This is a genomic window from Paraburkholderia strydomiana (genome assembly GCF_046030495.1).
GTDB lineage: Bacteria > Pseudomonadota > Gammaproteobacteria > Burkholderiales > Burkholderiaceae > Paraburkholderia > Paraburkholderia strydomiana_A.
Genome location: NZ_JAQQCJ010000001.1, coordinates 61,674 through 85,057, shown reverse-complemented (window position 1 = coordinate 85,057; position 23,384 = coordinate 61,674). Strand labels below are relative to the sequence as shown.

General features: G+C 64.4%; 21 protein-coding genes and 1 pseudogene. 12 read left to right on the top strand and 10 right to left on the bottom strand.

Annotated elements, in window-relative coordinates; all coding sequences use genetic code 11:
* Positions 1–23 precede the first annotated feature (23 nt).
* Positions 24–950: a GNAT family N-acetyltransferase gene (locus tag PQQ53_RS00390; protein ID WP_408323062.1), complete on the bottom strand. Its 927-nt coding sequence runs from the start codon at positions 948–950 to the stop codon at positions 24–26.
* A 372-nt stretch (positions 951–1,322) separates the two neighbouring features.
* Between PQQ53_RS00390 and PQQ53_RS00385 the strand changes: the two genes are divergently transcribed.
* From PQQ53_RS00385 to nagE, 5 genes are all read left to right on the top strand, one after another.
* On the top strand, positions 1,323–2,057 hold the full coding sequence (locus PQQ53_RS00385) for a GntR family transcriptional regulator (RefSeq protein ID WP_042328750.1): 735 nt from the start codon (positions 1,323–1,325) through the stop codon (positions 2,055–2,057).
* A gap of 122 nt (positions 2,058–2,179) precedes the next feature.
* The gene (gene nagA, locus PQQ53_RS00380; protein ID WP_408323061.1) at positions 2,180–3,283 is read left to right on the top strand and encodes an N-acetylglucosamine-6-phosphate deacetylase; all 1,104 of its coding nucleotides are present in this window, start codon (positions 2,180–2,182) and stop codon (positions 3,281–3,283) included.
* Positions 3,276–4,283 (top strand): SIS domain-containing protein, encoded by a 1,008-nt coding sequence (locus tag PQQ53_RS00375; protein ID WP_408323272.1) that lies wholly within the window; start codon positions 3,276–3,278, stop codon positions 4,281–4,283. Before nagA ends, PQQ53_RS00375 begins: the two co-directional genes overlap by 8 nt.
* Positions 4,284–4,294: 11 nt before the next feature.
* On the top strand, positions 4,295–6,886 hold the full coding sequence (gene ptsP, locus PQQ53_RS00370; RefSeq protein WP_408323060.1) for a phosphoenolpyruvate--protein phosphotransferase: 2,592 nt from the start codon (positions 4,295–4,297) through the stop codon (positions 6,884–6,886).
* 98 nt (positions 6,887–6,984) lie between these two features.
* Positions 6,985–8,772, top strand: a complete 1,788-nt coding sequence (nagE, locus tag PQQ53_RS00365; RefSeq protein WP_408156105.1) for an N-acetylglucosamine-specific PTS transporter subunit IIBC — start codon at positions 6,985–6,987, stop codon at positions 8,770–8,772.
* A gap of 159 nt (positions 8,773–8,931) precedes the next feature.
* Here nagE and cydX read toward each other — a convergent pair whose 3' ends face one another.
* The 5 genes from cydX to rpoH form a co-directional block, all read right to left on the bottom strand.
* A complete protein-coding gene (gene cydX / locus PQQ53_RS00360; RefSeq protein ID WP_408145758.1) occupies positions 8,932–9,048 on the bottom strand; it encodes a cytochrome bd-I oxidase subunit CydX in 117 nt (38 codons plus the stop codon).
* Positions 9,049–9,076: 28 nt separating this feature from the next.
* Entirely contained in the window at positions 9,077–10,213 is a 1,137-nt protein-coding gene (cydB, locus tag PQQ53_RS00355; protein ID WP_408145639.1) for a cytochrome d ubiquinol oxidase subunit II, read from the bottom strand.
* A gap of 34 nt (positions 10,214–10,247) precedes the next feature.
* Positions 10,248–11,843: a cytochrome ubiquinol oxidase subunit I gene (locus tag PQQ53_RS00350; protein ID WP_408156103.1), complete on the bottom strand. Its 1,596-nt coding sequence runs from the start codon at positions 11,841–11,843 to the stop codon at positions 10,248–10,250.
* Complete coding sequence (gene cydP / locus PQQ53_RS00345) at positions 11,833–12,093, bottom strand: cytochrome oxidase putative small subunit CydP (protein ID WP_408145643.1); 261 nt, start codon at positions 12,091–12,093, stop codon at positions 11,833–11,835. Before cydP ends, PQQ53_RS00350 begins: the two co-directional genes overlap by 11 nt.
* 347 nt (positions 12,094–12,440) lie before the next feature.
* Positions 12,441–13,376, bottom strand: a complete 936-nt coding sequence (rpoH, locus tag PQQ53_RS00340) for an RNA polymerase sigma factor RpoH (protein ID WP_408145645.1) — start codon at positions 13,374–13,376, stop codon at positions 12,441–12,443.
* 409 nt (positions 13,377–13,785) lie between these two features.
* On the opposite strand from rpoH, the gene PQQ53_RS00335 reads away from it, so the two are divergent.
* Positions 13,786–14,292 (top strand): acyloxyacyl hydrolase, encoded by a 507-nt coding sequence (locus PQQ53_RS00335; protein ID WP_459252105.1) that lies wholly within the window; start codon positions 13,786–13,788, stop codon positions 14,290–14,292.
* Between the two features lie 42 nt (positions 14,293–14,334).
* Positions 14,335–14,718 (top strand): nuclear transport factor 2 family protein, encoded by a 384-nt coding sequence (locus PQQ53_RS00330; protein WP_168666095.1) that lies wholly within the window; start codon positions 14,335–14,337, stop codon positions 14,716–14,718.
* 203 nt (positions 14,719–14,921) lie between these two features.
* Here PQQ53_RS00330 and PQQ53_RS00325 read toward each other — a convergent pair.
* Both PQQ53_RS00325 and ybiB read right to left on the bottom strand, forming a co-directional pair.
* Positions 14,922–15,947, bottom strand: a pseudogene (locus PQQ53_RS00325) (2-isopropylmalate synthase); the annotation flags it as partial.
* A 534-nt stretch (positions 15,948–16,481) separates the two neighbouring features.
* Positions 16,482–17,459: a DNA-binding protein YbiB gene (gene ybiB, locus PQQ53_RS00320; RefSeq protein ID WP_408145647.1), complete on the bottom strand. Its 978-nt coding sequence runs from the start codon at positions 17,457–17,459 to the stop codon at positions 16,482–16,484.
* Between the two features lie 239 nt (positions 17,460–17,698).
* On the opposite strand from ybiB, the gene PQQ53_RS00315 reads away from it, so the two are divergent.
* On the top strand, positions 17,699–18,397 hold the full coding sequence (locus PQQ53_RS00315) for a fumarylacetoacetate hydrolase family protein (protein ID WP_408323059.1): 699 nt from the start codon (positions 17,699–17,701) through the stop codon (positions 18,395–18,397).
* Between the two features lie 29 nt (positions 18,398–18,426).
* Positions 18,427–19,071, top strand: a complete 645-nt coding sequence (gene maiA / locus PQQ53_RS00310) for a maleylacetoacetate isomerase (RefSeq protein ID WP_408323058.1) — start codon at positions 18,427–18,429, stop codon at positions 19,069–19,071.
* A gap of 85 nt (positions 19,072–19,156) precedes the next feature.
* On the opposite strand, the gene ftsY is transcribed toward maiA, so the two are convergent.
* Positions 19,157–20,350 (bottom strand): signal recognition particle-docking protein FtsY, encoded by a 1,194-nt coding sequence (gene ftsY, locus PQQ53_RS00305; protein ID WP_408156094.1) that lies wholly within the window; start codon positions 20,348–20,350, stop codon positions 19,157–19,159.
* Positions 20,351–20,604: 254 nt separating this feature from the next.
* Between ftsY and rsmD the strand changes: the two genes are divergently transcribed.
* The 3 genes from rsmD to PQQ53_RS00290 all read left to right on the top strand — a co-directional run bounded on the left by rsmD (position 20,605) and on the right by PQQ53_RS00290 (position 22,168).
* On the top strand, positions 20,605–21,219 hold the full coding sequence (rsmD, locus tag PQQ53_RS00300) for a 16S rRNA (guanine(966)-N(2))-methyltransferase RsmD (protein ID WP_408323057.1): 615 nt from the start codon (positions 20,605–20,607) through the stop codon (positions 21,217–21,219).
* 112 nt (positions 21,220–21,331) lie between these two features.
* Positions 21,332–21,847 (top strand): pantetheine-phosphate adenylyltransferase, encoded by a 516-nt coding sequence (gene coaD, locus PQQ53_RS00295; protein WP_408145657.1) that lies wholly within the window; start codon positions 21,332–21,334, stop codon positions 21,845–21,847.
* 63 nt (positions 21,848–21,910) lie between these two features.
* Positions 21,911–22,168 (top strand): YfhL family 4Fe-4S dicluster ferredoxin, encoded by a 258-nt coding sequence (locus tag PQQ53_RS00290; protein ID WP_012431644.1) that lies wholly within the window; start codon positions 21,911–21,913, stop codon positions 22,166–22,168.
* An 83-nt stretch (positions 22,169–22,251) separates the two neighbouring features.
* Here the strand turns inward: PQQ53_RS00290 and hisC are convergent, their stop codons facing one another.
* Positions 22,252–23,331: a histidinol-phosphate transaminase gene (hisC, locus tag PQQ53_RS00285; protein WP_408323056.1), complete on the bottom strand. Its 1,080-nt coding sequence runs from the start codon at positions 23,329–23,331 to the stop codon at positions 22,252–22,254.
* Positions 23,332–23,384: the final 53 nt, after the last annotated feature.

Sequence of the window (23,384 nt, the reverse complement as noted above, 5' to 3'; positions counted from 1 at the left end):
CCATGTCCGCTGCGCGCCTTCTGCTACAACTCCAGTTCCCATCTTTCGATCATCAGATCCTTGCCGAAACGGCGCTCAGCCGCCGTGCCGGCAAGCCTGAACCCGGCGCGCTCGCAAAGCCGCCGCGGTTCCCCGAGCGAGCTGGCGGTCGTCAGCGTGAGCTTCGTATAACCTGCCCGCCGTGCGAACCGCACCGACTCGCTGAGCAGTTGCGTGCCGATGCCGAGGCGTTGCACGTCCGGTTCGACCCACAGCAGCCGCACGCCGGCCACCGTCGTCGACACTCCGACGACGCACACCGAACCGACCACCATACCGTCCTGTTCGGCGACCCAGCACATCTCGCGCAACGGGTCGTCACGCTGAGTGTAATCGGCGACCACGCGCGCCAGCACCCCCTCGAACGATCGATCCCAACCGTGTTGCGCGGCGAACCATTGGGCCTGCCGATGCACGAGCCAGCCGCACTCGCCGGCACGCGGCTGCCGCAGGGTCACGAGTTCGTGTTTCGGCCTGTCGCGCAGCAGCCGCTCGATGAGCTTCATCGCGGCAATCAGCTGTTCCTGCGAAAGCACGGTGAGGCGGCCGAGCAGCGCCGACACTTCGTCGATGGCGGCGGCGTCGAGCGGGGCGTAAGCCGCGTGGCCATCCTCGGTGAGGGCGATCAGCGACTGGCGCGCGTCCGACTCGGACGGGCGGCGCGTGATCAGGCCGCGTCGTTCGAAACTGGTCAGCAGGCGGCTGAGATAGCCGCTGTCGAGACCGAGCGCGCGGCCCAGCACGGAGGCCGTCTGCGCACGGCCACGTGAGAGTTCGTGCAGCACGCGCACCTCCGTCAGCGAGAACTCGCTCTTCGCGAGATGCTCATGCAATGCGCCAATGTGCTGGATGTAGAAGCGGTTGAAATGGCGGACGACCTGAGCGCGCCGCCGCGCTTCGGAATCGGTCAAGTGCGGCTCCCCGGGAATTTTTATGGCTTGGTATCCCGCACTATATTTGAACGCCTGTCGGGAGCAAAGCCGCGCCGGACAAGGGTGCCCCGAACTGGTATTAAACAGGTATCAATCAGGACCTCCCCTTCGGCTGAAATAGCAGCTGGCTAAGACCACGAAAACCCCTTCTGATGGGACGAGTGCGGGTAAATCCTGGTCATCGACACATCCTCTCCGCCGCCTTTCAAGACCTGTGTGTGCCTTACCTGGCAAGGCTTTGCGGCCATTTATACCAGCATGGAACCAGTTGGTTGACTGGTATTATGTTGGTTATATAATGGGCTCTCACTTTTCGTAGGCCTATCTGTTCGTGACGGCCGCCGGAGTCCCATGGAAACTCGCTGGTCCGCACTGATGCCTGACGCCCGCAACGTCACGCCGCTCTATTTGCAGCTCGCGCGCAATCTGGCGACGGCGATCCATTGCGGCGTGTGGTCCGCGGGCGAGGCGCTGCCGTCGGAGCGCACGCTGTCGGATGCGATCGGCGTGTCGCGCATCACGGCGCGCAAGGCGATCGAGCTGCTGGTCGAACAAGGTCTGATCCGGCGCGCACGCGGCGCGGGCAGCTTCATCACGCCGCGTGTCGAAGACCCGCTGTCGCGCCTCACCGGTTTCACGAAGAAGATGCAGCAGCGCGGTTTCCGGCCGGATTCGGTGTGGCTCGAGCGCGATATCCGCGCCGCCAACCGCGACGAGCTGGTGCACCTCGGACTGTCGCCCGGCGCGGCGGTCGCGAGTCTGCGGCGGCTGAGGCGCGCGGACGGCATCGTGATGGCGGTCGAGCATTCGGCGCTGCCGGCGTCGATCGTGCCCGACCCGCAGGCCATCGGCGTATCGCTATACAGCTATCTGGAGCAGCGTGGCGCGGCGGTCGTGCGCGCGTTGCAGCACTTCCGGGCGGTCAACGCGTCGAGCGAGATCGCTTCGTTGATGGACATCGAACCGCGCACGGCGCTGCTGGTCATTACCCGTATCGGCTATAGCGCGGACCAGCGCGCGATTGAACTGACCGATACCTATTGCCGCGACGACTACTACGACTTCGTCGCCGAATTGCGCACGTGAGTTGCGCGTCTGACTTGCCTCAGCCGGTTGCGCCGCCGGGCGGTCCGCGTGGCCGGCCGTCAGACGCGGCGCCGGCGAGCGCAAGTCGGCCACACCCGTATCACGCCTCACCAGGAAGACTCATGCTGACCGGAAACATACTCACCACCGATGGGTGGATTCACGGCACGCTCGAATACGAAAACGGCCGCATCACGGCGCTCACCGGCGAGCGCGTCGATCCGTCGACGAACGACGCGCCGTACATCCTGCCGGGCTTCATCGATCTGCACGTGCACGGCGGCGGCGGTTCCGACGTGATGGAAGCCGGCGACGCGATCGAAGTGATCTCCCGCACGCATGCGCGCTACGGCACGACGAGCCTGCTCGCCACCACGATGACCGCGCCGCGCGACGAACTGATGAACGTGGTCGCCGGCCTGGGCAACAACGCGAAGGTGCGCACGCCGGGCGGCGCGCGCGTACTCGGCGTGCATCTGGAAGGGCCGTACATCAACCCCGGCAAGCTCGGCGCGCAGCCGGACGCGGCGGTCTCGGCGGTGATGGACGAAGTGCTGAAGTACCTGTCGATCGCGCCGATCCGCGTGGTTACGCTGGCGCCCGAAATCGCCGGCCATATGGAGGTCATCTCGGCGATGGCGGCGCGCGGCGTGCGCGTGCAGCTCGGCCATTCGCTCGGCACCTACGACGACGCCGTCGCCGCGCTCAAGCACGGCGCGTGCGGCTTCACACACCTGTTCAACGCGATGTCGCCGCTGCATCACCGCAATCCCGGGCTGGTGGGCGCGGCGCTCGCGCACGCCGAGTTCGCCGAAATCATTCCCGACCTGCTGCACGTCCATCCGGGCGCGATCCGCGCCGCGTTGCGCGCGATTCCGCGCCTGTACGTGGTGACGGACAGCACGTCGGCCACCGGCATGCCCGATGGCGAATACCGCCTCGGCAGCCAGCACGTGACGAAGTGCCTGGGCGGCGTGCGTCTCGCCGACGGCACGCTCGCCGGCAGCACCCTGACGATGGATCAGGCGCTGCGCAATCTCGTATCGATTGGCCTGCCGATCGCCGATGTATCAAACCGTTTGTCGCGCTATGCCGCCGACTATCTCGGCATCGAGGACCGCGGCCGTATCGCGCGCGGCGCCTGGGCCGATGTGGTCGTGTTCGATCGTGAACTGGCGTTGACCGCGACCTACGTCGAAGGAGAAGCAATTGTCGAATATGCTTAAAGAGGCGCTGGCGTCCGCTGAAACGGTCGCCGCGCAACTCACGGACACCTCGCGCGTCGCGGCGCTCGCCGCGAAGCTGGCGCAACAGCCGCGCCACGTCGCGCTGACGGTCGCACGCGGCAGCTCGGACCATGCGGCGAGTTACTTCGCATCGCTGACGATGAGCCGCCTCGGCGTGCCGGTCGCATCGCTGCCGATGTCGGTCGCGACCCTCCAGCAAGCGCCGCTGCAGGTGCGCGACCAGCTCGCGCTGGCGTTCTCGCAATCGGGCAAGAGCCCGGACCTGGTCGGCACGATGCAGGCATTGCGCCAGGCGGGCGCATTGACGGTTGCCGCCGTGAATGCGCCGAGTTCACCCTTGGCCGATGCGTGCGAATGGCAACTGCCGCTTGTCGCCGGTCCTGAACTGAGCGTCGCGGCCACCAAAAGCTATATCGCGATGCTGTCGATTTCCGCGCAACTGGTCGCGCACTGGCAGAAGGATGCCGAATTGCTCGGCGCGCTGAACACGCTGCCCGACGCTTTGCAGACCGCAGGCAAGCTCGACTGGTCGAAGGCCGTGGATGAGCTGCGCGGCATCGAGCGCATGATCGTGATCGGCCGGGGTTTGGGTCTCGCGATCGCGCAGGAAGCCGCGCTGAAGCTGAAGGAAACCTCCGGCATTCAGGCCGAAGCGTTTTCGAGCGCGGAGGTGCGTCACGGTCCTATGGAACTGATCGACCGCGATTACCCGCTGCTGGTGTTCGCACCGCGCGGTCCCGAGCAAGCCGGCTTGCTGCAACTCGCGCACGACATGCGCGCGCGCGGCGCGCGCGTGCTGCTCGCCGCACCGGACGACGTGCCCGAGGCCACCTTGCCGCTGGTCGCCACCGCTCACGCGGCGCTCGACCCGATCGCCGCCATCCTGTCCTTTTACGTGATGGCCGCCGGCCTTGCCGCCGCGCGCGGGCGCAATCCCGATGCGCCGCGCCATCTCAACAAAGTCACCGAAACTCACTGACGAGACATCAGATGCGACGTGTCGAGGAGTCCCGCTTGAAGAGCCATTCTGAAGGCCATATTGTTTTGCTCGCGCCGCTGACCGGTCCGGTCGTGCCGCTCGCGCAGGTGCCCGACCCGGTGTTTTCGGGCGGCATGTTCGGCGACGGCATCGGTATCGATCCTTTGGAGGGGCGGCTGGTTGCGCCGTGCGACGGCACCGTTACCCATCTCGCGCGCACCGGTCATGCGCTCACGCTGGCCACCGCCGAAGGCGCCGAGATCTTGCTGCACATCGGTATCGACACGGTCGAGCTGAACGGCAAAGGCTTTGCACCGATGGTCGAGCAGGGCGCGCACGTGCGTGCCGGCGACGTGCTGATCGAGTTCGATCAGGATCAGGTCGCATTGAATGCGCCGAGCCTCGTGTCGGTGATCGCGATCGCCAATTCGGATGCGTTCGAGATCGTCGAGCGTGCGCAAGGCGGTGTGCTGAAGGCGGGCGAAACGCCGCTGCTCATGCTGCGTGCCCGCGATGGCGCGGCAGCCGACGCGTCGCGCCAGCTCAGCGCGACGAAGGTGATGGAGGAAGCGCGCCGTCAGGTCACGCTGGTTCACGCAGGCGGTCTGCATGCGCGTCCCGCGGCGCGCGCGCGCGAAGCGGCGCGCGGTTTCGATGCGCGTGTCGAAGTGCGATACGAAGGGCGTAAAGCGGCGATCGAAAGCGTGATCGGTCTGCTCGGTCTTGGCGCGGGTGAGGGCGCGAGCGTCGAATTGCTCGGCGTCGGTCCGCAAGCGCAAGCCGCAGTCGACGCGATCGCTCATGAGCTGACGCGCGAAGCGCACGGTGAAGTCGAAGAGAAACCGGCGCGGCAAAGTTCGCCTGCGCCGCAGACGGTGCCGCGTGCGGCGGGCGAAGCGCTCGCGCCGAATACGCTCGCCGGTGTCTGCGCGGCGCCCGGCATTGCGGTCGGCAAGCTGGTGCGTTGGGACGATGCGGACATCGATCCGCCGGAGCAGGCGAGCGGCACGTCCGCGGCTGAAAGCCGTTTGCTCGACAAAGCGATCGCCACTGTCGACACCGATCTCGACACGACGGTGCGCGACGCGTCGCAACGCGGCGCGCACGGCGAGGCGGGAATTTTCGCGGTGCATCGCGTGCTGCTCGAAGACCCCACGCTGCTCGATGCCGCGCGCGATCTGATCAGTCTCGGCAAGAGCGCCGGCTTTGCATGGCGCGAGACGATTCGCGCACAGATCGGCATCCTAAGTAATGTGGAAGACGCGTTGCTCGCGGAACGAGCCGCCGATCTGCGCGACATCGACAAGCGCGTGCTACGCGCGCTCGGTTATACGAATGCCGCGGCGCGCACATTGCCGGAAGAAGCCGTGCTCGCGGCGGAAGAGTTCACGCCGTCCGATCTGTCGTCGCTGGATCGCTCGCGCGTCACCGCGCTGGTGATGGCGCGCGGCGGCGCGACCTCGCACGCGGCGATTCTCGCGCGCCAGGCGGGCATTCCCGCGCTGGTCGCGGTCGGCGACGCGCTGCATGCGATTCCGCCAGGCACGCAAGTGGTGGTGAACGCCAGCACCGGCCGCCTCGAATTCGCGCCGACCGAACTCGACGTCGAGCAGGCTCGCCGTGAGCGCAGCCGTCTTGCCGACGTGCGCGAAGCGAATCGCCGCACGTCGCAGCAGGCCGCGGTGACCTCCGACGGCCGTGCGATCGAAGTGGCCGCGAACATCGCCACGCTCGACGACGCGAAAGCCGCCGTCGACAACGGCGCCGATGCAGTGGGCCTGCTGCGCACCGAACTGCTGTTCATCCATCGCGCGGCTGCGCCGACCACCGACGAACATCGTCAGAGCTACCAGGGAATCGTCGACGCATTGAGTGGCCGCACCGCGATCATCCGCACGCTGGATGTCGGCGCGGATAAGGAAGTGGACTACCTCACGCTGCCGCCCGAACCGAATCCGGCGCTCGGCCTGCGCGGCATTCGCCTCGCTCAAGTGCGCCCGGATCTGCTCGACGATCAGTTGCGCGGCTTGCTCGCGGTGCAGCCGCTCGGCGCGGTGCGCATCCTGTTGCCGATGGTCACCGATGTCGGTGAGCTGATCCGCATCCGCAAGCGTATCGACGAACTGGCGCGCGAAGCGGGCCGCACGGAGCCGATCGAAGTCGGCGTGATGATCGAAGTGCCGTCGGCGGCGCTGCTGGCCGATCAACTCGCGCAACACGCGGACTTTCTGTCGATCGGCACCAACGATCTCACGCAATACACCCTCGCGATGGACCGTTGCCAGGCCGATCTCGCCGCGCAAGCCGACGGCTTGCACCCGGCGGTGCTGCGCCTAATCGCGGCCGCCGTGCAAGGCGCGGACAGGTATGGCAAATGGGTCGGCGTGTGCGGTGCGCTGGCGGGCGATCCGCTCGCGATGCCGCTGCTCATCGGCCTCGGCGTGACCGAGCTGTCGGTTGACCCGGTGTCGGTGCCGGGCATCAAGGCGCGGGTGCGCAACCTCGATTATCAGCTGTGCCGTCAACGCGCTCAGGATGCTCTCGCGCTCGAATCGGCGCAGGCGGTAAGAGCAGCAAGCCGCGAAACCTGGCCTCTGGACTGAACCCCACACAGTCCGCAACCAGCTTCGCACAGTTACTTCGTATAGCTACAAAAACTTAACGACGACGTTCGACCACGAGACAAGGATTGGAGATATCAATGGATGGGAATCCGTTTCTGAAGATTCAGCGCCTGGGACGCGCGCTGATGCTGCCTATCGCGGTGCTGCCGGTTGCCGGCCTGCTGCTGCGCCTCGGCCAGCCCGATGTGTTCAACATCAAGATGATCGCCGACGCCGGCGGCGCGATCTTCGACAACCTGCCGCTGCTGTTCGCGATCGGCGTGGCGGTCGGTTTCGCGAAAGACAACAACGGTGTCGCGGGGCTTGCGGGGGCGATCGGCTATCTGGTGCAGATCGCGGTGATGAAGGACATCAACGACAAGCTCAACATGGGCGTGTTGTCGGGGATCGTGGCGGGTATCGTCGCGGGCTTGCTGTACAACAAATACAAAGACATCAAGCTGCCCGACTACCTCGCGTTCTTCGGAGGGAAACGCTTCGTGCCGATTGCCACGGGCGTGGTCTGTCTCGGGCTCGGCATAGCGTTCGGCTACGTATGGCAGCCGGTGCAGGCCGTGATCGATACGGCCGGCCACTGGCTGACCACCGCGGGCGCGCTCGGCGCATTCGTGTTCGGTGTGCTGAACCGGCTGCTGCTCGTCACGGGCTTGCATCACATCCTCAACTCGCTGACGTGGTTCGTGTTCGGCACCTTCACGCCGCCGGGCGGCGTAGCGGTGACGGGCGACCTGCATCGCTTCTTCGCGGGCGACCCGACCGCGGGTACCTTCATGACCGGCTTCTTCCCGGTGATGATGTTCGGCCTGCCGGCCGCGTGTCTCGCGATGTTCCATGAAGCGCCGAAGGAGCGCCGCGCGGTGGTCGGCGGCCTGCTGTTCTCGATGGCACTGACCTCGTTCCTGACGGGCGTGACCGAGCCGATCGAATTCAGCTTCATGTTCCTCGCGCCGGTGCTGTACGTGATCCATGCGCTGTTGACCGGTCTGTCGCTCGCGGTCTGTTCGGCGCTCGGCATTCACCTCGGTTTCACGTTCTCCGCGGGTTTCATCGACTACGTGCTGAACTTCGGCCTGTCGACCAAGGGCTGGTGGGCGATTCCGATCGGCCTCGTGTATTCGGTCGCGTACTACGGGCTGTTCCGCTTCTTCATCCGCAAGTTCAACATGGCGACGCCGGGCCGCGAACCCGCAGCCGCCGATGAGCAGGCCGAGTCGTTTGCGGCGGGCGGTTTCGTTTCGCCGGCAGCCGGTGCGGCCGTGCCGCGCGCGCAACGCTATATCGCCGCGCTCGGCGGCGCGTCGAATCTGTCGGTGGTGGATGCGTGCACGACGCGTCTGCGTCTGTCGGTGGTCGATGCGAACAAGGTCTCCGAAAGCGAACTGAAGACGATCGGCGCGCGTGGCGTGCTCAAGCGCGGCTCGACCAATGTGCAGGTGATCATCGGACCGGAAGCGGACATCATCGCGGATGAAATGCGTACGGTGATCGCGCAGGGTGGGGGCGAGGCGGTGGCGCCGGTGGCGGCTGCTGCTCCGGCCGCTGTCGTTGCGAGCGCCGCGAGCGCGCCGGCTGCTGCTACTACGGGTGCGACGGGCGGCCCGCTCGACCCGGACCCGCTGCGCTGGCTCGCCGTGTTCGGCGGCGCGGGCAACGTGGTGTCGCTGGATGCGGTGGCGTCGACGCGTCTGCGTATCGTCGTGCGCGATCCGTCGGCGGTCGATCGTCAGCGTCTGGCCTCGCTCGACACCGCATGGGTCTCCGGCGACACGTTCCACATCGTCGTCGGCGAAGCGGCGCAGCGCTATGCCGCGAGGCTGGCGACGCGGATGTCGGAAAGCGGCGGCGCAACGCCGTTGCCCGCGTAAAGCGTGCAGGGTGCTAACGAAGTGGCCTGCCATGCCGCGCATTCATTGATACGGCGGTAAAGCGATCATGAGGCGGCAATAAGCCAGCAACAAAAAAGCGGCACCTTGATTCAAGGTGCCGCTTTTACGTTTACCGGCTCGAGGCCGGTTCGTACTGCATCAGTGCGCTTTGATTTTTGCCGCTTCCGACGGCCTGCGCGATTCGAGCCACATCACATTGATGATGCCAAACGCCAACGCGACACCGATACCGAGCAGCCAGCTGAAATACCACATCATGAACTCCTGTTAAACGTAGTGCCGTTCAATACATCGTATGGTGATTCTCTTTGAGCGCCGCGGCGGTCACCTTGCCGCGCAGCACGCGATACACCCAGCTCGTGTACAGCAGGATGATCGGCAGGAAGATGATCACGGCGAACAGCATGATCTCCAGCGTCAGGCGGCTCGAAGTCGAGTCCCACATGGTCAGGCTGCTGCGGCCGTCGAGCGAGGAGGGCATGATGAACGGGAACATCGAGAAGCCTGCCGTCAGGATCACGCCGATGATCATCAGCCCGGTCGACAGAAACGCGCTCTTCTCGAAGCGTGAGCGCGCAAGCGCCGCGGCCAGCAAGCCGCCGACCAGAGCGGCCACGGGCGCGATCACCGTCCACGGATAAAGTGCGTAATTGGAGAGCCACAGGCCGGGCGCGCTGATCACGGTCTTCATCAACGGATTGGCGACCGCGTCGAGAGGCGGGGCGTCGACGATCTGATAGCCGGGGATCATCGTGGCGACCAGCGCGCCGGCCACCAGGAACAGCACCACGCCGCTCGCCGCTGCGATGCGCAGCGCCAGCGACGCGCGCGCGGCGATCACACCATCCGACTTCAGCTTCACGAAGGCGGCGCCGTGCGCAGCCAGCATCGCGACGCTCACGAGGCCGCACAGCAGCGCGAACGGGTTGAGCAGGCCGAAGAAGCCGCCGTGATAGGTGACACGCAGGTCGGTATCGAACGAGAACGGCGCGCCTTGCAGCAGGTTGCCGAACGCGACGCCGAACACCAGCGCCGGCACGAAGCCGCCGATAAAGAGTCCCCAGTCCCACGCGGCGCGCCAGCGCGGGTCTTCACGTTTGCTGCGGTAGTCGAACCCGACCGGGCGGAAGAACAGCGCGAACAACACCAGCAGCATCGCGAAGTAGAAGCCGGAGAACGACGCCGCGTAAGCCAGCGGCCACGCCGCGAACATCGCACCGCCTGCCGTGACGAACCACACCTGGTTGCCTTCCCACGTCGCGCCGACCGTGTTCACGACGATGCGCCGCTCGGCGTCGGTCTTGCCGATGAACGGCAGCAGAATCGCCGCGCCCATGTCGAAGCCGTCAGTGAGCGCGAAGCCGATCAGCAGCACGCCGATCAATACCCACCAGATCAGTTTGAGGGTTGCGTAATCCATGATGAACTTTCCCTTGGAACAGAGTGGCGGTGAATCATGCAGCCGGGTTGGCCGACAGCGGCTGGTCGAGCGGCTCTTTCACTTCGTGGTGATAGCGGCCCGTATGCAACGACGAAGGGCCGAGCCGCGCGTACTTGAACATCAGCATGATCTCGATGATGAACAGCACGGTGTAGAACAGCACGAAGCCGGCGATACTCAGGTACAGGTCGCGCGGCGTCAGGCTCGATGCGGCGAGGCTGGTCGGCAGGATGCCGGCGATGCTCCACGGTTGACGGCCCACTTCCGCGACGATCCAGCCGAATTCGGCTGCGAGCCACGGCAGCGGAATCGCCCACACGGCCCAGCGCAGGAACCAGCGGCGCTTTTCCAGCAGCAGCGTACGTTGCGCGCAGAACCAGAACGCCAGGATGAAGGTCGCGAGGAACAGCAGGCCGAGGCCGACCATCAGGCGGAACGAGAAGAACAGCGGTGCGACCGGCGGAATCGTTCTTTTGGCCGCCTGGGCGATCTGATCCGGTGTGGCGTCGGTCACGTTCGCCGTGAACGGCTTGAGCAGCAGGCCGTAGCCGAGATCCTGCTTGTGGAGTTCGAAGGCGGCGTGGGCTTCGTCGGTTGCGTCGCCTTGCTTCAACTTCTGCAGCGCGGCGTAGGCCAGCATGCCGTTCTTGATGCGCCCTTCGTTGCGTGCGATCAGGTCTCTCAGACCCACCACCGGCTCGCTGATCGAGCGTGTGGCGATGATGCCGAGCGCGTACGGAACCCGAATCGCGTAGTCCGTGCGCTGCTCCGCCTGGTTCGGAATGCCGAAGATCGTGAACGGGGCCGGTGCGGGTGCGGTTTCCCATTCGGATTCGATCGCGGCCAGCTTCACCTGCTGAACTTCGCCGGTGCGGTAGCCCGATTCGTCGCCGAGCACGATCACGCACAACGTCGACGCGAGACCGAAGCCCGCGGCGATTGCGAACGAGCGCAGCGCGAATTCGGTATCGCGGCGCTTCAGCAGATACCACGACGACACGCCGAGCACGAACATCGCCGCGGTCACATACCCGGCCGAGACGGTATGCACGAACTTCACCTGCGCGACCGGGTTGAACAGGACGGAGCCGATGCTGTCGAGTTCCATGCGCATGGTCTGGTAGTTGAAGACGGCGCCGACCGGATTGTTCATCCAGCCGTTGGCCACCAGAATCCACAGCGCCGACAGGTTCGAGCCAAGCGCGACGAGGAACGTGACGATCAGATGCTGCACCTTCGACAGCCGTTTCCAGCCGAAGAAGAACAGGCCGACGAAGGTCGATTCGAGGAAGAAGGCCATCAGACCTTCGACGGCGAGCGGCACGCCGAAAATGTCACCGACGTAATGAGAGTAGTACGCCCAATTGGTGCCGAACTGGAATTCGAGCGTGAGACCCGTGGTGACGCCCATCGCAAAATTAATACCGAACAGCTTGCCCCAAAACTGGGTCATGTCTTTGTAGATCTGCTTGCCGGTCATCACATAGACGGACTCCATGATGACGAGCAACCATGCGAGGCCGAGCGTGAGCGGCACGAACAGAAAGTGATAGAGCGCCGTGATGGCGAACTGGAGGCGCGACAGTTCTACGACTTCGCTAACGGGCATGTTGATCACCTTGAGACGAATGCGAGACAGGCGCGGACAGCAGCGCCTGCGCGACCTGTTCAGGCGGCAGCGACATATGCTCCGCCTGCGGATGATTGAAAAAGGTGTATTTGAGCGCCATCAGCAGAACGAATTTGATGGCGAGGACGATGGCGATATCCCGCGCCAGCGTTGGACCGCGCACCCAGCCGGCGAGCCGCTTGCGCCAGCGCGACCGGAGAGTGGTACTGCGATTGAGGGCTATGGTCATAGTCGGTCGAAAGCGACTTCACACCGGTGAATCCGGCTGGATCCAGGCCGCCTGAGCGGTCTGGCGAGTGCATCCCGATTTTAGGAGCGGAACCTCGCGCACATCGATTCGGCAGTGCGGCATTGAGTCGCTAAACTCGCCGTGTTTATCCAGTATTGCTATCTGGTTTGTGATACGTCAAGAAAGCTGTGGCGGCAGGCCGTCGTCAGGCCAATTCATCCAGCCGGTGTGGGCGCGCGCGAATGCGCCGCCGCGTGGGCGAAAAAAAGCCCCGCCGTCTTGCGAGGGCGGGGCTCGGGGCCAAGTGGCGCACGCCGGGCGAACCGGTGTGCTGACAGCTTCAGGCCTTATGCATATTCGGTTAGTGCGCCGCGCATCTTCTTCATTGCGCTTGCTTCGATCTGCCGGATACGCTCGGCGGACACGCCGAACTCGTCAGCCAGTTCGTGCAGCGTCGAGCCGCCCGAACCGTCGTCTTCCACCTTCAGCCAGCGTGCCTCGATGATGCGGCGGCTGCGGGCGTCCAACGCGTCCAGCGCACTGGCGATACCGTCGCTTTGCAGGCGGTCGCGCTGACGCGAAGCCAGCACGGCAGTCGGTTCGCTATGCGAGTCGGCCAGATAGGCGATCGGCGCATACGACTCTTCGCCGTCCTCGACCTGGCCTTCCAGCGCGATGTCGCCGCCGGACAAGCGCGTTTCCATTTCGGAGACTTCTTCGCGCTTCACGTTCAGTTCCTTCGCGAGACCTTCGATCTCGTCCGGTGTGAACGCGCCCAGCCCCTGCTTGTGGCTGCGCAGGTTGAAGAACAGCTTGCGCTGCGCCTTGGTTGTGGCGACCTTCACCATCCGCCAGTTGCGCAGAATGTATTCGTGGATCTCAGCCTTGATCCAGTGCATCGCGTACGACACGAGGCGCACGTTCTGCTCCGGATCGAAGCGCTTCACGGCCTTCATCAGGCCGATATTGCCTTCCTGGATCAAGTCGGCGTGCGGCAGTCCGTAACCGAGATAGTTGCGCGCGATCGATACGACCAGCCGCAGGTGCGACAGCACGAGACGGCGCGCAGACTCCAGGTTGTCCTGCTCGCGAAATTCGGTGGCGAACTGGCGTTCTTCCGCCGGCGTCAGCATCGGAATCCGATTAACGGCCTGGATGTAGGCGTCGATATTGCCCAGTTGACCGGGCAGCAGCGAGGAATGCGAGAGCGCCAGTGCACCTGCCGAAGCGGCCTTAGCCGACGACGGGCTCAAAACACTCGGAAGGGTCATTGCATGGCTCACGTAGAAAACTCCTTTGGAATCAGACAAAAGCGTATTCAGTAAACGACTCCAGCGTTGGATGTTAGCACTCTGATTTGGGGAGTGCTAATACTTAGAGGCAGTAGGGGCATCCAAGTTCCGTAAAGTCCTATTGAAATTCGCGTTCTAATAGCCATAGCGTACACCAACGGGGCATCTTGCGCAGTACGTGGAATTTGCCCGTTCCTTCCTGCTTAGTCTCACAAAAGACCGATATTTTCAGAATCAGTAGTGACTGATTGCGTGAAATGAGCATTTTTCATACGATCGACCAAATCGACTTTCTATCTAGGATAAGCAAAACTGTTATGCATTTTTAACCTCAGTAGGTTCGGGTGTTAGATGGACAACCAAAACATATGTTTTGCGTGGTCCGGCTCTAAAAACCGGCATGGTTGGGCTGTTCTCCGTGGCCCCGGATCTTGCGTCCGCCGGTCAGTTTGGCGTGCAGGTCGCCGTCGACGCGGGCGATCATCACGTCAAGAAATTCGACCTTGGCGCGGCCTGGGAGCCAGGGCTGTATTGGTGGCAGATTGGCGACTGGCATTTGGCGCTGATCGGCGAAGCGCACGCGGCCTGGTGGCATATCGACGAAGGGAACGTGCACAGCGACATCGGCGTGACGCCGGTGATTCGCTTCATCAAGATATCGGGATGGGTGCGCCCTTTCGTCGAAGTGGCAGCGGGCATCCGGCTGTTGTCGAGTCCCCCGGATTGCTTCGGACCTTACGCTCGGCACCGCGTTCCAGTTTGCCGACATGGCGGGCGTCGGCGTGCAGTTCGGCCACCGCCAGCCGTACCTCGCGGGCTACGCTTCCAGCATATTTCCAACGGCGGTATCAAAGAGCCGAATCCTGGTATAAATTTCAGCCAGCTATATTTGCAATATAACTTCTGACGACCGAGGCCGCGTTCGGCTTACCGGTGTGGGGGCTGAGCAATGGCGGCAAAGATGATCGAAGCGATTCGCGGGCTGGAGCGAGAGCGCTTCCGTGCGATGGTCGAAGGCGACGGACAATCGCTCGACACGCTGCTCGCGGACAACGTGAGCTATGTGCACACGAATGGCAAACGCGAAACGAAGCGGCAGTTCATCGACGGGATTACCGGAGGGCGCCGCCGTTACCGGCAGATCGAAGTGCAGTCGCAGGAGGTGCTGCCGGCCGGACGGGAAACGTATGTCGTCACCGGCCGCGCGCTGATCGAGATGGAGGCGAATAACGGCGCATTGCTGTTTCCGATCGCCTACACCGCGATTCACACGCAGGAAGACGGGCAATGGCGCCTGATTGCGTGGCAGGCCACACGGTGCGCGCTCGAGTGAGCCTTTTGGGTTCACCTCGTCAGGCCGGTCGCGTCTCGTGAACGCGCCGGCAGCCTGAGAGCGCGGGGTACGCGCTCGTTCTCGTCGCTTTTCTCATACTTCCCGCACAGATATCAGGCGGCGACGCGCTGCGGCTCCTCGTCGCGGGACCCGGCACGATCCTCCGTGCCGTTTGCGCTCGCTGCCCCTTCCTGATCCGCCGCGACGCTCTGGCCGCGGGCCGCATCGGCCGCCCGCATCACCGCATCGCCCGCATACGGATGCCGTGGATGCACCGGAAGCTGATTGCAACGTTCGACCACGCGCCGCACCGCCGACATATCGGAGAAATCGAGGCCGGTGGTGATGCCCTGCGCGTCGAGATTCATTGCCAGACCGACGAGATCGAGATTGCCCGTACGCTCGCCATTGCCGAACAGACATCCTTCGACGCGGTCCGCGCCTGCGAGCAGCGCCAGTTCCGCCGCAGCCACCGCGGTGCCGCGATCGTTATGCGGATGCACCGACAGCACGATGCTGTCGCGATAAGCAAGATGACGGTCCATCCATTCGATCTGGTCGGCGAAGACGTTCGGCGTCGCCGCTTCGACGCTCGCCGGCAGATTGAGGATCATCTTGCGCGCGCGCGTGGGCCGCCACGTTTGCGCGACGGCATCGCAGATCTCGCGGGCAAACGGAAGCTCGGCGGTATTGAAGGTTTCGGGCGAATACTGGAACGTCCAGTGTGTGTCCGGGCGCGCCTGCGCGTGTTCCTTGATTAAACGGGTGCCGTCCACGGCCAGCGCCTTGATTCCGGCTTTCGACTGGTTGTAGACGATCCGCCGGAACGATGGGCAGATCGCGTTATACAGATGCACGATGGCGCGCGGCGCGCCTTCGAGCGCCTCGAACGTACGGGCGATCAGGTCCGCGCGCGACGGCATGAAGACCTCGATGGTCACGTCGTCAGGAATGCGCTTTTCCTCGATCAGCTTGCGCACGAAATCGAAGTCGGTCTGCGACGCCGACGGAAAGCCGACTTCGATCTCCTTGAAGCCGATCGCGACCAGCATCTCGAAGAACTCAAGCTTTTGCGCGGCGTTCATCGGTTCGATCAGCGCCTGGTTGCCGTCGCGCAGGTCAGTGCTCATCCAGACGGGAGCCTGGTCGATCGTGCGGCTCGGCCATTTGCGGCCGGTGAGGCGCACGGGAGGGAAGGGGCGGTATTTTTCAGCGGGATTGCGCAACATGATGTGCCTCGTTCGTTGTGTCGTATGCGAAAGGGAGTGGCATTGAGCGGTTGGCGGACTGCCACGGATGCACGGCCCGCCAGCCGATGGCTAGCGGCAACAACGAACGGGCGCGAACGAACAACGTCACGACGATGACGAAAACGAACGTGGATGATGCCCATGCAACGTGCATTTGACCCTCGCGCTTCGTCCGCACGGTAAACGGACGAATGCAAACGACTACTGGTTGTGAAGAACTACGCTGGGGTGTGAAACGGGAACTGCGAAACCGCCTGGAGGACCGCCCGACGGCAACAAGGGTTGCCAACGAACGGCGCTACGCCTGACTTACGCCAGGCGTAGCGATAGGGGCCGCGCGAGGCGGCCGAAAGTAATTCGGAAGGTGTTCAGAAGGGAACGCATGGGTCTGAATGTATGACGGTATGAAGCGGTGTGTCAACCCGCGACCACCGCTTCCTCATGCCATAGGAGCGCCCGACGGCGGCTCACGCGTCGTGCGTCGATCTCGGCTTCAACTTCATTTTCAACGCCTCACACCGGCGTTTTCGCGACGTCCGCGATCAGTTCCACTTGCCGTTCGATCGCGCTCGGCACCGGCGCTTCGCCGCGCAGCACGGCGCTGATCCACGCGGCCGTGGTGGCGGCATCGCGCGCTTCGGGCAAGTCGACTTCCGGCGCATCGGGCGACGAGCGTTCGTGCGGCACGCGCGTTTCGCAGACGCCGTCGTGCAGCCAGTCCACCTGCACCTGACGCCGCGTGTCGGCCACCGCCTCGCCTTCGGTACCGCGCGCAAGCAGCGCACCGCCCACGGCCGCATCCGGATGCGAGTTGAACAACTGCGTGAGGCTGTCGCGGTACGGCGGATGCGTGTAGTTCACAAGGCGCAGCCCCGCCGGCGCGAACGGCTGCAGGATTTTCACCAGCGTGTGCGTCGAGTTGCGCACGCCCATGCGCCGACGCAGCGCAAGCAGGCGCGCGAGCTTCGGTGCGAGCACGTCGATCGGCGCGAACGCGAGACGGTGCTCGGCGAGACCGTCTTCGATATCGGCATGCGAGCGCGCATGCTGGATCTGCAGATGCGTGAAGATCTCCGCGCTCGTCACGCGGCCCGGATCTTCGGTGACGCCGTGCACCAGCACCGGCACGCCTTCGCGCGCCAGCAGCAGGGCCAGCAGCGGGACCAGGTTCGGCTGTTTGCGCGCGCCGTTGTAGGTGGGGATCGACACGGGCCGGAATGCGCCGTGCGGCAAATGGATCGGTTCGAACGACGCGTGCGCGCCCGCCAGCATCGCGGCGAGTTCGTCGGCGGTTTCGCCTTTCACGCGATAAGCGAGCAGCACCGCGCCGAGTTCGAGCTCGGCCACGCGGCCATCGAGCATCGCGGTGTAGAGCGCGCGCGTATCGTCGGCGGTCAGCGCGCGGGCGCCATTCGGGCCGCGGCCGATTTCCTTGATGAAGCGGGCGCAGGGGAACGGAGTGTCAATGGCGGTATCGGCGGAGTCGGTCATCGGGCGCAAGGGGACGTGATGGCGTGCCGCGCGCTGGCGGCTCGCCACGGTATTCAAGGGAAGCTGTTGGGTCGCAGGTTGGTGTCAGTATCGCATCTATGGCGATCCTGCGAGGCATGGCGCGCGGCCGTGCGCCCGGGTGCGCGCTTGCCCGACTGCCGCGCGCGGCGCTTTGCCGCGCGTTACACTCGATGTTTTCTCGCCGCGTCGTCGGCACAAATCAAGCAACGGAGAACGGGATGAGTTACGTATTTGAACCGGCACCGCAGGCGGCGGTGCCGGTTGTGGGGTCCAGCGAGCAGTTCGCGGTGCGTCGCATCTACTGCGTGGGACGCAACTACGAAGCGCACGCGCGCGAGATGGGTCACGATCCCGACCGCGAGCCGCCGTTCTTCTTCACCAAGCCGGCCGATGCCGTGCTGTACGTCGCGCCCGGTGCCACCGGCGAATTCCCCTATCCGACGCAGTCGAAAAACGTCCACTTCGAAATGGAACTGGTGGCCGCGATTGGTAAAGGCGGCAAGGACATTCCGGCCGAGAGCGCGCTCGACCACGTCTACGGCTACGCGCTCGGCCTCGACATGACGCGCCGCGATCTGCAAGCCGAAGCGAAGAAGCTGGGCCGTCCGTGGGATACCGCGAAGGGCTTCGACCACTCGGCGCCGCTCGGCCCGATCCATCCGGTGACGGAGATCAGCCATGTCGGCAACGGCGCGATCTGGTTGTCGGTGAACGGCGAGGAAAAGCAACGCTCGGACGTGTCGCAGCTGATCTGGTCGGTGGCGGAGACGGTTGCCTATCTGTCGACGCTGTTCGAACTGCAGCCCGGCGATCTGATTTTCACCGGCACGCCTGAAGGCGTCGGCGCGGTGGTGAAGGGCGACCTGATGAAGGGTGGTGTGGACGGACTCGGCGAATTCAGCGTACGCGTCGTCTGACAGACGGCGGCTTGGAGGAGACAGACAACATGAAGCTCTACAGCTATTTCCGGAGCTCGGCGGCCTATCGCGTGCGCATTGCGCTGAACGTGAAGAAGCTGCCGTACGACTATGTGCCCGTGCACCTCGTGCGTGATGGCGGCGAGCAACTGAAGCCGGAGTATCGCAAGGTCAATGTGGACGGCATCGTGCCGACGCTCGTCGACGGCAACGAGCTGTTGCCGCAGTCGCTTGCGATCATCGAATATCTGGAGGAGACGCATCCCGAGCCGCCCTTGCTGCCCAAAGCGCCGGGCGACCGCGCGTACGTTCGCTCACTCGCGTTGCAGGTCGCGTGCGAGATTCATCCGTTGAACAATCTGCGCGTGCTGAAGTATCTGAAGCACACGCTGTGTGTCGACGACGACGCCAAAGACGCCTGGTACCGGCACTGGGTCGAGGCGGGTTTCGCGACGCTCGAAGCCCATCTGGCCGGCAACGCACGCACCGGCAAGCTGTGTTTCCGCGATACGCCGACGCTCGCCGACGCCTGTCTGATCCCGCAGATCTTCAACGCGCAGCGCTTCAAGGTCGACACGACGCGGTTTCCGACGATCCAGCGCATCTACGATCACGCGATGCAGATCGACGCGTTTGCCCGTGCCGCGCCTGGCGTGCAGCCCGACGCCGAGTGACAGGGGTGGTGTTAAATGAAAAAGGGCACTCCGTGGAGTGCCCTTTTTGCTGGCGCGTGCGTGGAACGTTGCGCGGCCGGGACGTTCAACCGCCCAGCAACGCGTCCGAAAACTCTTCTGCGCTGAACGGCTGCAAGTCCTCGACCTTTTCGCCCACGCCGATGAAGTACACCGGAATCGGACGCTGCCGCGCGATCGCGGCGAGAATGCCGCCCTTCGCGGTGCCGTCGAGCTTGGTGACGATCAGGCCCGTGAGGCCGAGCGCGTCGTCGAAGGCCTTCACTTGCGCGAGCGCGTTCTGGCCGGTGTTCGCGTCGATCACGAGCAGTACCTCGTGCGGTGCGCCGTCGTGCGCCTTGCCGATCACGCGTTTCACCTTGCGCAGCTCTTCCATCAGATGCAGCTGGGTCGGCAGACGGCCGGCCGTGTCCGCCATCATCACGTCGATCTTGCGTGCGCGCGCGGCGCCGACCGCGTCGAAGATCACCGCCGCCGGGTCGCCGCTTTCCTGCGACACCACGGTCACGTTGTTGCGCTGACCCCAGATCGCCAGCTGCTCGCGTGCGGCGGCGCGGAACGTGTCACCCGCGGCCAGCAGTACCGATTGATTGAAGCTCTGCAGATGCTTGGCGAGCTTGCCGATGCTGGTGGTCTTGCCCGCGCCGTTGACGCCCGCGATCATCATCACGAGCGGCTGCGCGCGGCCGAGCATCAGCGATTTTTCCAGCGGCTTGAGCAGGTCGACCAGCAGCGTGCGCAGCGCGCCTTTGACCTGTTGCGGGTCGGTGAGGCGCTCGCTGCGCACTTTCTCGCGCAGCGATTCGAGCAGGAATTCGGTGGCCTCGACGCCCGCGTCCGACATCAGCAGCGCGGTTTCGAGCTCTTCGTACAGGTCTTCGTCGATCTTCGCGCCGACGAAAATACCGGTCAGGTTCGAACTTGTCTTCGACAGGCCGGTTTTCAGGCGCGTGAGCCACGAGCGCTTCGCGCCCGCGTCCTGTGCGGGCGGCGGGACGATTTCGATGGTGTCGAGCGCGGATTGTTCCGGTTCGAGTTCCGGCTCAGGTTCCGGTTCCGGCTCCGGCTCGATTGCGGCCGGGGCGGGCGCAGGCGCTTCGACGCCAACGGAGGCTGCAGGACGCGCAGCCGGCTGCGCGACAGGCACTGCCGGCGCTTCTGCGGCGGCCTCGGGCGTCGAGCCTTCGGGTGCCGCCTGCGATTCGTCTGCCGCGGTATCGGACTCTTTCGAACCCTTGAATCGTTTGAAAAAGCTGAACATGATCTGGCGTGGTGAGAGCGCGCGCCGATGCGCGCAGCCGGCACAAGACCGGCGGGAGCAGCAGGCAGCGTTGCAGGGGTAGACAAAGCGCGAGATGCAAGGCGCTGGAAGCCGGACATTTTATCAGGCGCGCCGCCGCCCGTCGTATCGGCCGATCGGCCAGGCTGGACGCGGGCCGCCCCTGTGGTAACGTTGGCGCTCCGACCCCGCGCGTATCGACGTCGCGGGTGCATTCATCACGTCATTGAAACTGCATGCCTCGTTCCGCACCCTCACGCGCCCACGGCGCTTCGTCCAAAGGCGGCAAGCCGCACGCCATCCGTATCATCGGTGGCGACTGGAAGCGCACGCCTTTGCCTGTGCTCGATCTCGACGGCTTGCGCCCCACGCCCGACCGCGTGCGCGAAACGCTGTTCAACTGGCTGGGCCAGCGCCTCGACGGCCAGCGCTGCCTGGACCTGTTCGCCGGCAGCGGCGCGCTGGGCTTCGAGGCGGCGTCGCGCGGCGCGGCGCGGGTGCTGATGGTGGAGCGCAACGCGCGGGCCGCCGGCCAGTTGCGCGCGAACCAGGAACGGCTGGCGGCGCGCACGATCGAAATTGCCGAGGCGGACGGCTTGCGTCTTGCCGCGAGTCTCGCACCCGGCTCGTTCGACGTGGTGTTCCTCGATCCGCCGTTCGATGGCGACCTGCTCGCCAAAGCGCTCGCGCTGGCCGTGCCGCTCGTCAGCGCGAAAGGGATTCTGTATGTGGAAGCGGGCGACGCGCTCGAACTCGACGGGAACGAGACGCTCGCCGGTTGGGAAGTCGTGCGGCAGGGGAAAGCGGGCGCTGTCCACTTTCATTTGCTGCAGCGCGAAAATAAGGAATAATGCGCGTTCCAAAACAGGCGCCGGGCGGTTTGACGTCACGAGCGCGGTCGGTGCCAAATGCGTCGTGTGGACGCTTTTGACGTGCCCTTTGTCTGAAAAGAGGAGAAGTCTCATGGTAGTCGCCGTGTACCCGGGCACGTTTGACCCGCTGACGCGCGGTCACGAAGACCTCGTTCGGCGCGCGTCGAGCATTTTCGACACGCTGGTGGTGGGCGTTGCGGACAGCCGCAACAAGAAGCCGTTCTTCACGCTGGAAGAACGCCTCGACATCGCTCACGAGGTGCTCGGGCACTACCCGAACGTCCAGGTGATGAGCTTCAAGGGGCTGCTGAAGGACTTCGTGCGCAGCAATAACGCCCGGGTGATCGTGCGTGGCCTGCGCGCCGTGTCGGACTTCGAATACGAGTTCCAGATGGCGGGCATGAACCGCTATTTGCTGCCTGACGTCGAAACCATGTTCATGACGCCGTCCGACCAGTACCAGTTCATCTCGGGCACGATCGTGCGCGAGATCGCGCAATTGGGCGGCGACGTCAGCAAGTTCGTGTTCCCGTCGGTCGAAAAATGGCTGCACGAGAAGGTCGCCGCGCTGGATCCGGACAACGGCGCTTCGGCGGCACAGCCGTAACCGGCGTAAACTGTCGGTTTGACGGATCAAAGCCGGCTGCGGCCGGCATGAAGTGAGAGAAGTATGGCCTTGATGATTACCGACGAGTGCATCAATTGCGACGTGTGCGAGCCCGAGTGCCCGAACGACGCGATTTCGATGGGCCCGGAAATCTACGTGATCGACCCGAAGAAATGCACCGAGTGTGTCGGCCATTTCGACGAGCCGCAGTGCATTCAGGTATGCCCGGTCGAGTGCATTCCGCGCGACCCTGACCATCTGGAAACGCCCGATGGCTTGATGGCGAAGTACCACGCGCTGCAGGCAGCGAAGGGCGCATAAGATCCGCGAAGTGGACGAGAAAGCGGCGAGGCCTTGGCCTCGCCGCTTTCCTTTTGCCGCGGCGCTTTTTCGTCGTGCGCGGACTAGCCGACGTAAGCGCTGAAGATGTCGCGCAACGCGTCCAGCAGAATGTCGCATTCGGCGTCGGTGCCGACCGAGATCCGCAGATGCTGGTCGATTCGCGGCGCCTTGAAGTGGCGCACGAAAATCTCCTTTCCTCTTAACCGCAAGACGAGCGTGGCCGCATCGTAGCCTTCATGGCGAGCGAACAGCAAATTGGCTGCCGACGGCACGACCTCGAAGCCGAGCGCCGTCAATCCCGCCGCCAGCCGCTCACGGCTCGCCACCACCTTGGCGCAGTTGTCGCGGAACCACGCGTCGTCTTCGTACGCGGCGTTGGCCGCGGTTTGCGCGAGGCGGTCGAGTGGATAGGAGTTGAAGCTGTCTTTCACGCGGTTCAGTGCGTCGATCAGCGCGAGATTGCCGAATGCGAAACCTACACGCATGCCGGCCAGCGAGCGTGACTTCGAGGTTGTCTGAACGACCAGCAGGTTCGGATAGCGGTCGATCAGCGCAATGGCCGACTCCGCGCCGAAATCCACGTAAGCCTCGTCGATCACGACGACCGATTCCGTGTTGCTCGCCACCAGACGCTCGATGTCCGCTAGCGGCAGAGGACGGCCGGTCGGTGCGTTCGGGTTCGGGAACAGCACCCCGCCATTGGGCACTGTGTAGTCGTCGACATTGATTGCGAAACTGTCGTCGAGCGCGATGGTCCGGTAGTCGACGTCGAACAGCCGCGCGTAGGTCGGATAGAAGCTGTACGTGATGTCCGGGAACAGCAGCGGCTTGTCGTGCTTCAGCAACGCCTGGAACGTGAGCGCTAGCACTTCATCCGAACCGTTGCCCGCGAATACCTGGTCTGCGCGGATGCCGTGGTATGCGGCGACCGTCTCGCGCAGTTCGAGCGCGGTCGGATCGGGATAGCGCCGCAGCGATTCACCGGCGTCGCCCAGTTCCCGGCGGATCGCCTCGAGCACGCGCGGCGACGGCGGATAGGGATTCTCGTTGGTGTTCAGCTTCACCGGATGCGCGAGCACGGGCTGCTCGCCCGGCACATACGGCGTCAGACGATGAACGATGTCACTCCAATAGCGGCTCAAACGATTCTCCTGTGTCGACCAGAGTTAGCGCTTTAGCGCTTACTCTGGTCCCA

Coding starts and splice junctions, on each gene's coding strand:
- PQQ53_RS00385 (WP_042328750.1), top strand. CDS start 1,323: ATGGAAACTCGCTGGTCCGCACTGATGCCTGACGCCCGCAACGTCACG.
- nagA (WP_408323061.1), top strand. CDS start 2,180: ATGCTGACCGGAAACATACTCACCACCGATGGGTGGATTCACGGCACG.
- PQQ53_RS00375 (WP_408323272.1), top strand. CDS start 3,276: ATGCTTAAAGAGGCGCTGGCGTCCGCTGAAACGGTCGCCGCGCAACTC.
- ptsP (WP_408323060.1), top strand. CDS start 4,295: ATGCGACGTGTCGAGGAGTCCCGCTTGAAGAGCCATTCTGAAGGCCAT.
- nagE (WP_408156105.1), top strand. CDS start 6,985: ATGGATGGGAATCCGTTTCTGAAGATTCAGCGCCTGGGACGCGCGCTG.
- cydX (WP_408145758.1), bottom strand. CDS start 9,048: ATGTGGTATTTCAGCTGGCTGCTCGGTATCGGTGTCGCGTTGGCGTTT.
- cydB (WP_408145639.1), bottom strand. CDS start 10,213: ATGGATTACGCAACCCTCAAACTGATCTGGTGGGTATTGATCGGCGTG.
- PQQ53_RS00350 (WP_408156103.1), bottom strand. CDS start 11,843: ATGCCCGTTAGCGAAGTCGTAGAACTGTCGCGCCTCCAGTTCGCCATC.
- cydP (WP_408145643.1), bottom strand. CDS start 12,093: ATGACCATAGCCCTCAATCGCAGTACCACTCTCCGGTCGCGCTGGCGC.
- PQQ53_RS00335 (WP_459252105.1), top strand. CDS start 13,786: ATGGTTGGGCTGTTCTCCGTGGCCCCGGATCTTGCGTCCGCCGGTCAG.
- PQQ53_RS00330 (WP_168666095.1), top strand. CDS start 14,335: ATGGCGGCAAAGATGATCGAAGCGATTCGCGGGCTGGAGCGAGAGCGC.
- ybiB (WP_408145647.1), bottom strand. CDS start 17,459: ATGACCGACTCCGCCGATACCGCCATTGACACTCCGTTCCCCTGCGCC.
- PQQ53_RS00315 (WP_408323059.1), top strand. CDS start 17,699: ATGAGTTACGTATTTGAACCGGCACCGCAGGCGGCGGTGCCGGTTGTG.
- maiA (WP_408323058.1), top strand. CDS start 18,427: ATGAAGCTCTACAGCTATTTCCGGAGCTCGGCGGCCTATCGCGTGCGC.
- ftsY (WP_408156094.1), bottom strand. CDS start 20,350: ATGTTCAGCTTTTTCAAACGATTCAAGGGTTCGAAAGAGTCCGATACC.
- rsmD (WP_408323057.1), top strand. CDS start 20,605: ATGCCTCGTTCCGCACCCTCACGCGCCCACGGCGCTTCGTCCAAAGGC.
- coaD (WP_408145657.1), top strand. CDS start 21,332: ATGGTAGTCGCCGTGTACCCGGGCACGTTTGACCCGCTGACGCGCGGT.
- PQQ53_RS00290 (WP_012431644.1), top strand. CDS start 21,911: ATGGCCTTGATGATTACCGACGAGTGCATCAATTGCGACGTGTGCGAG.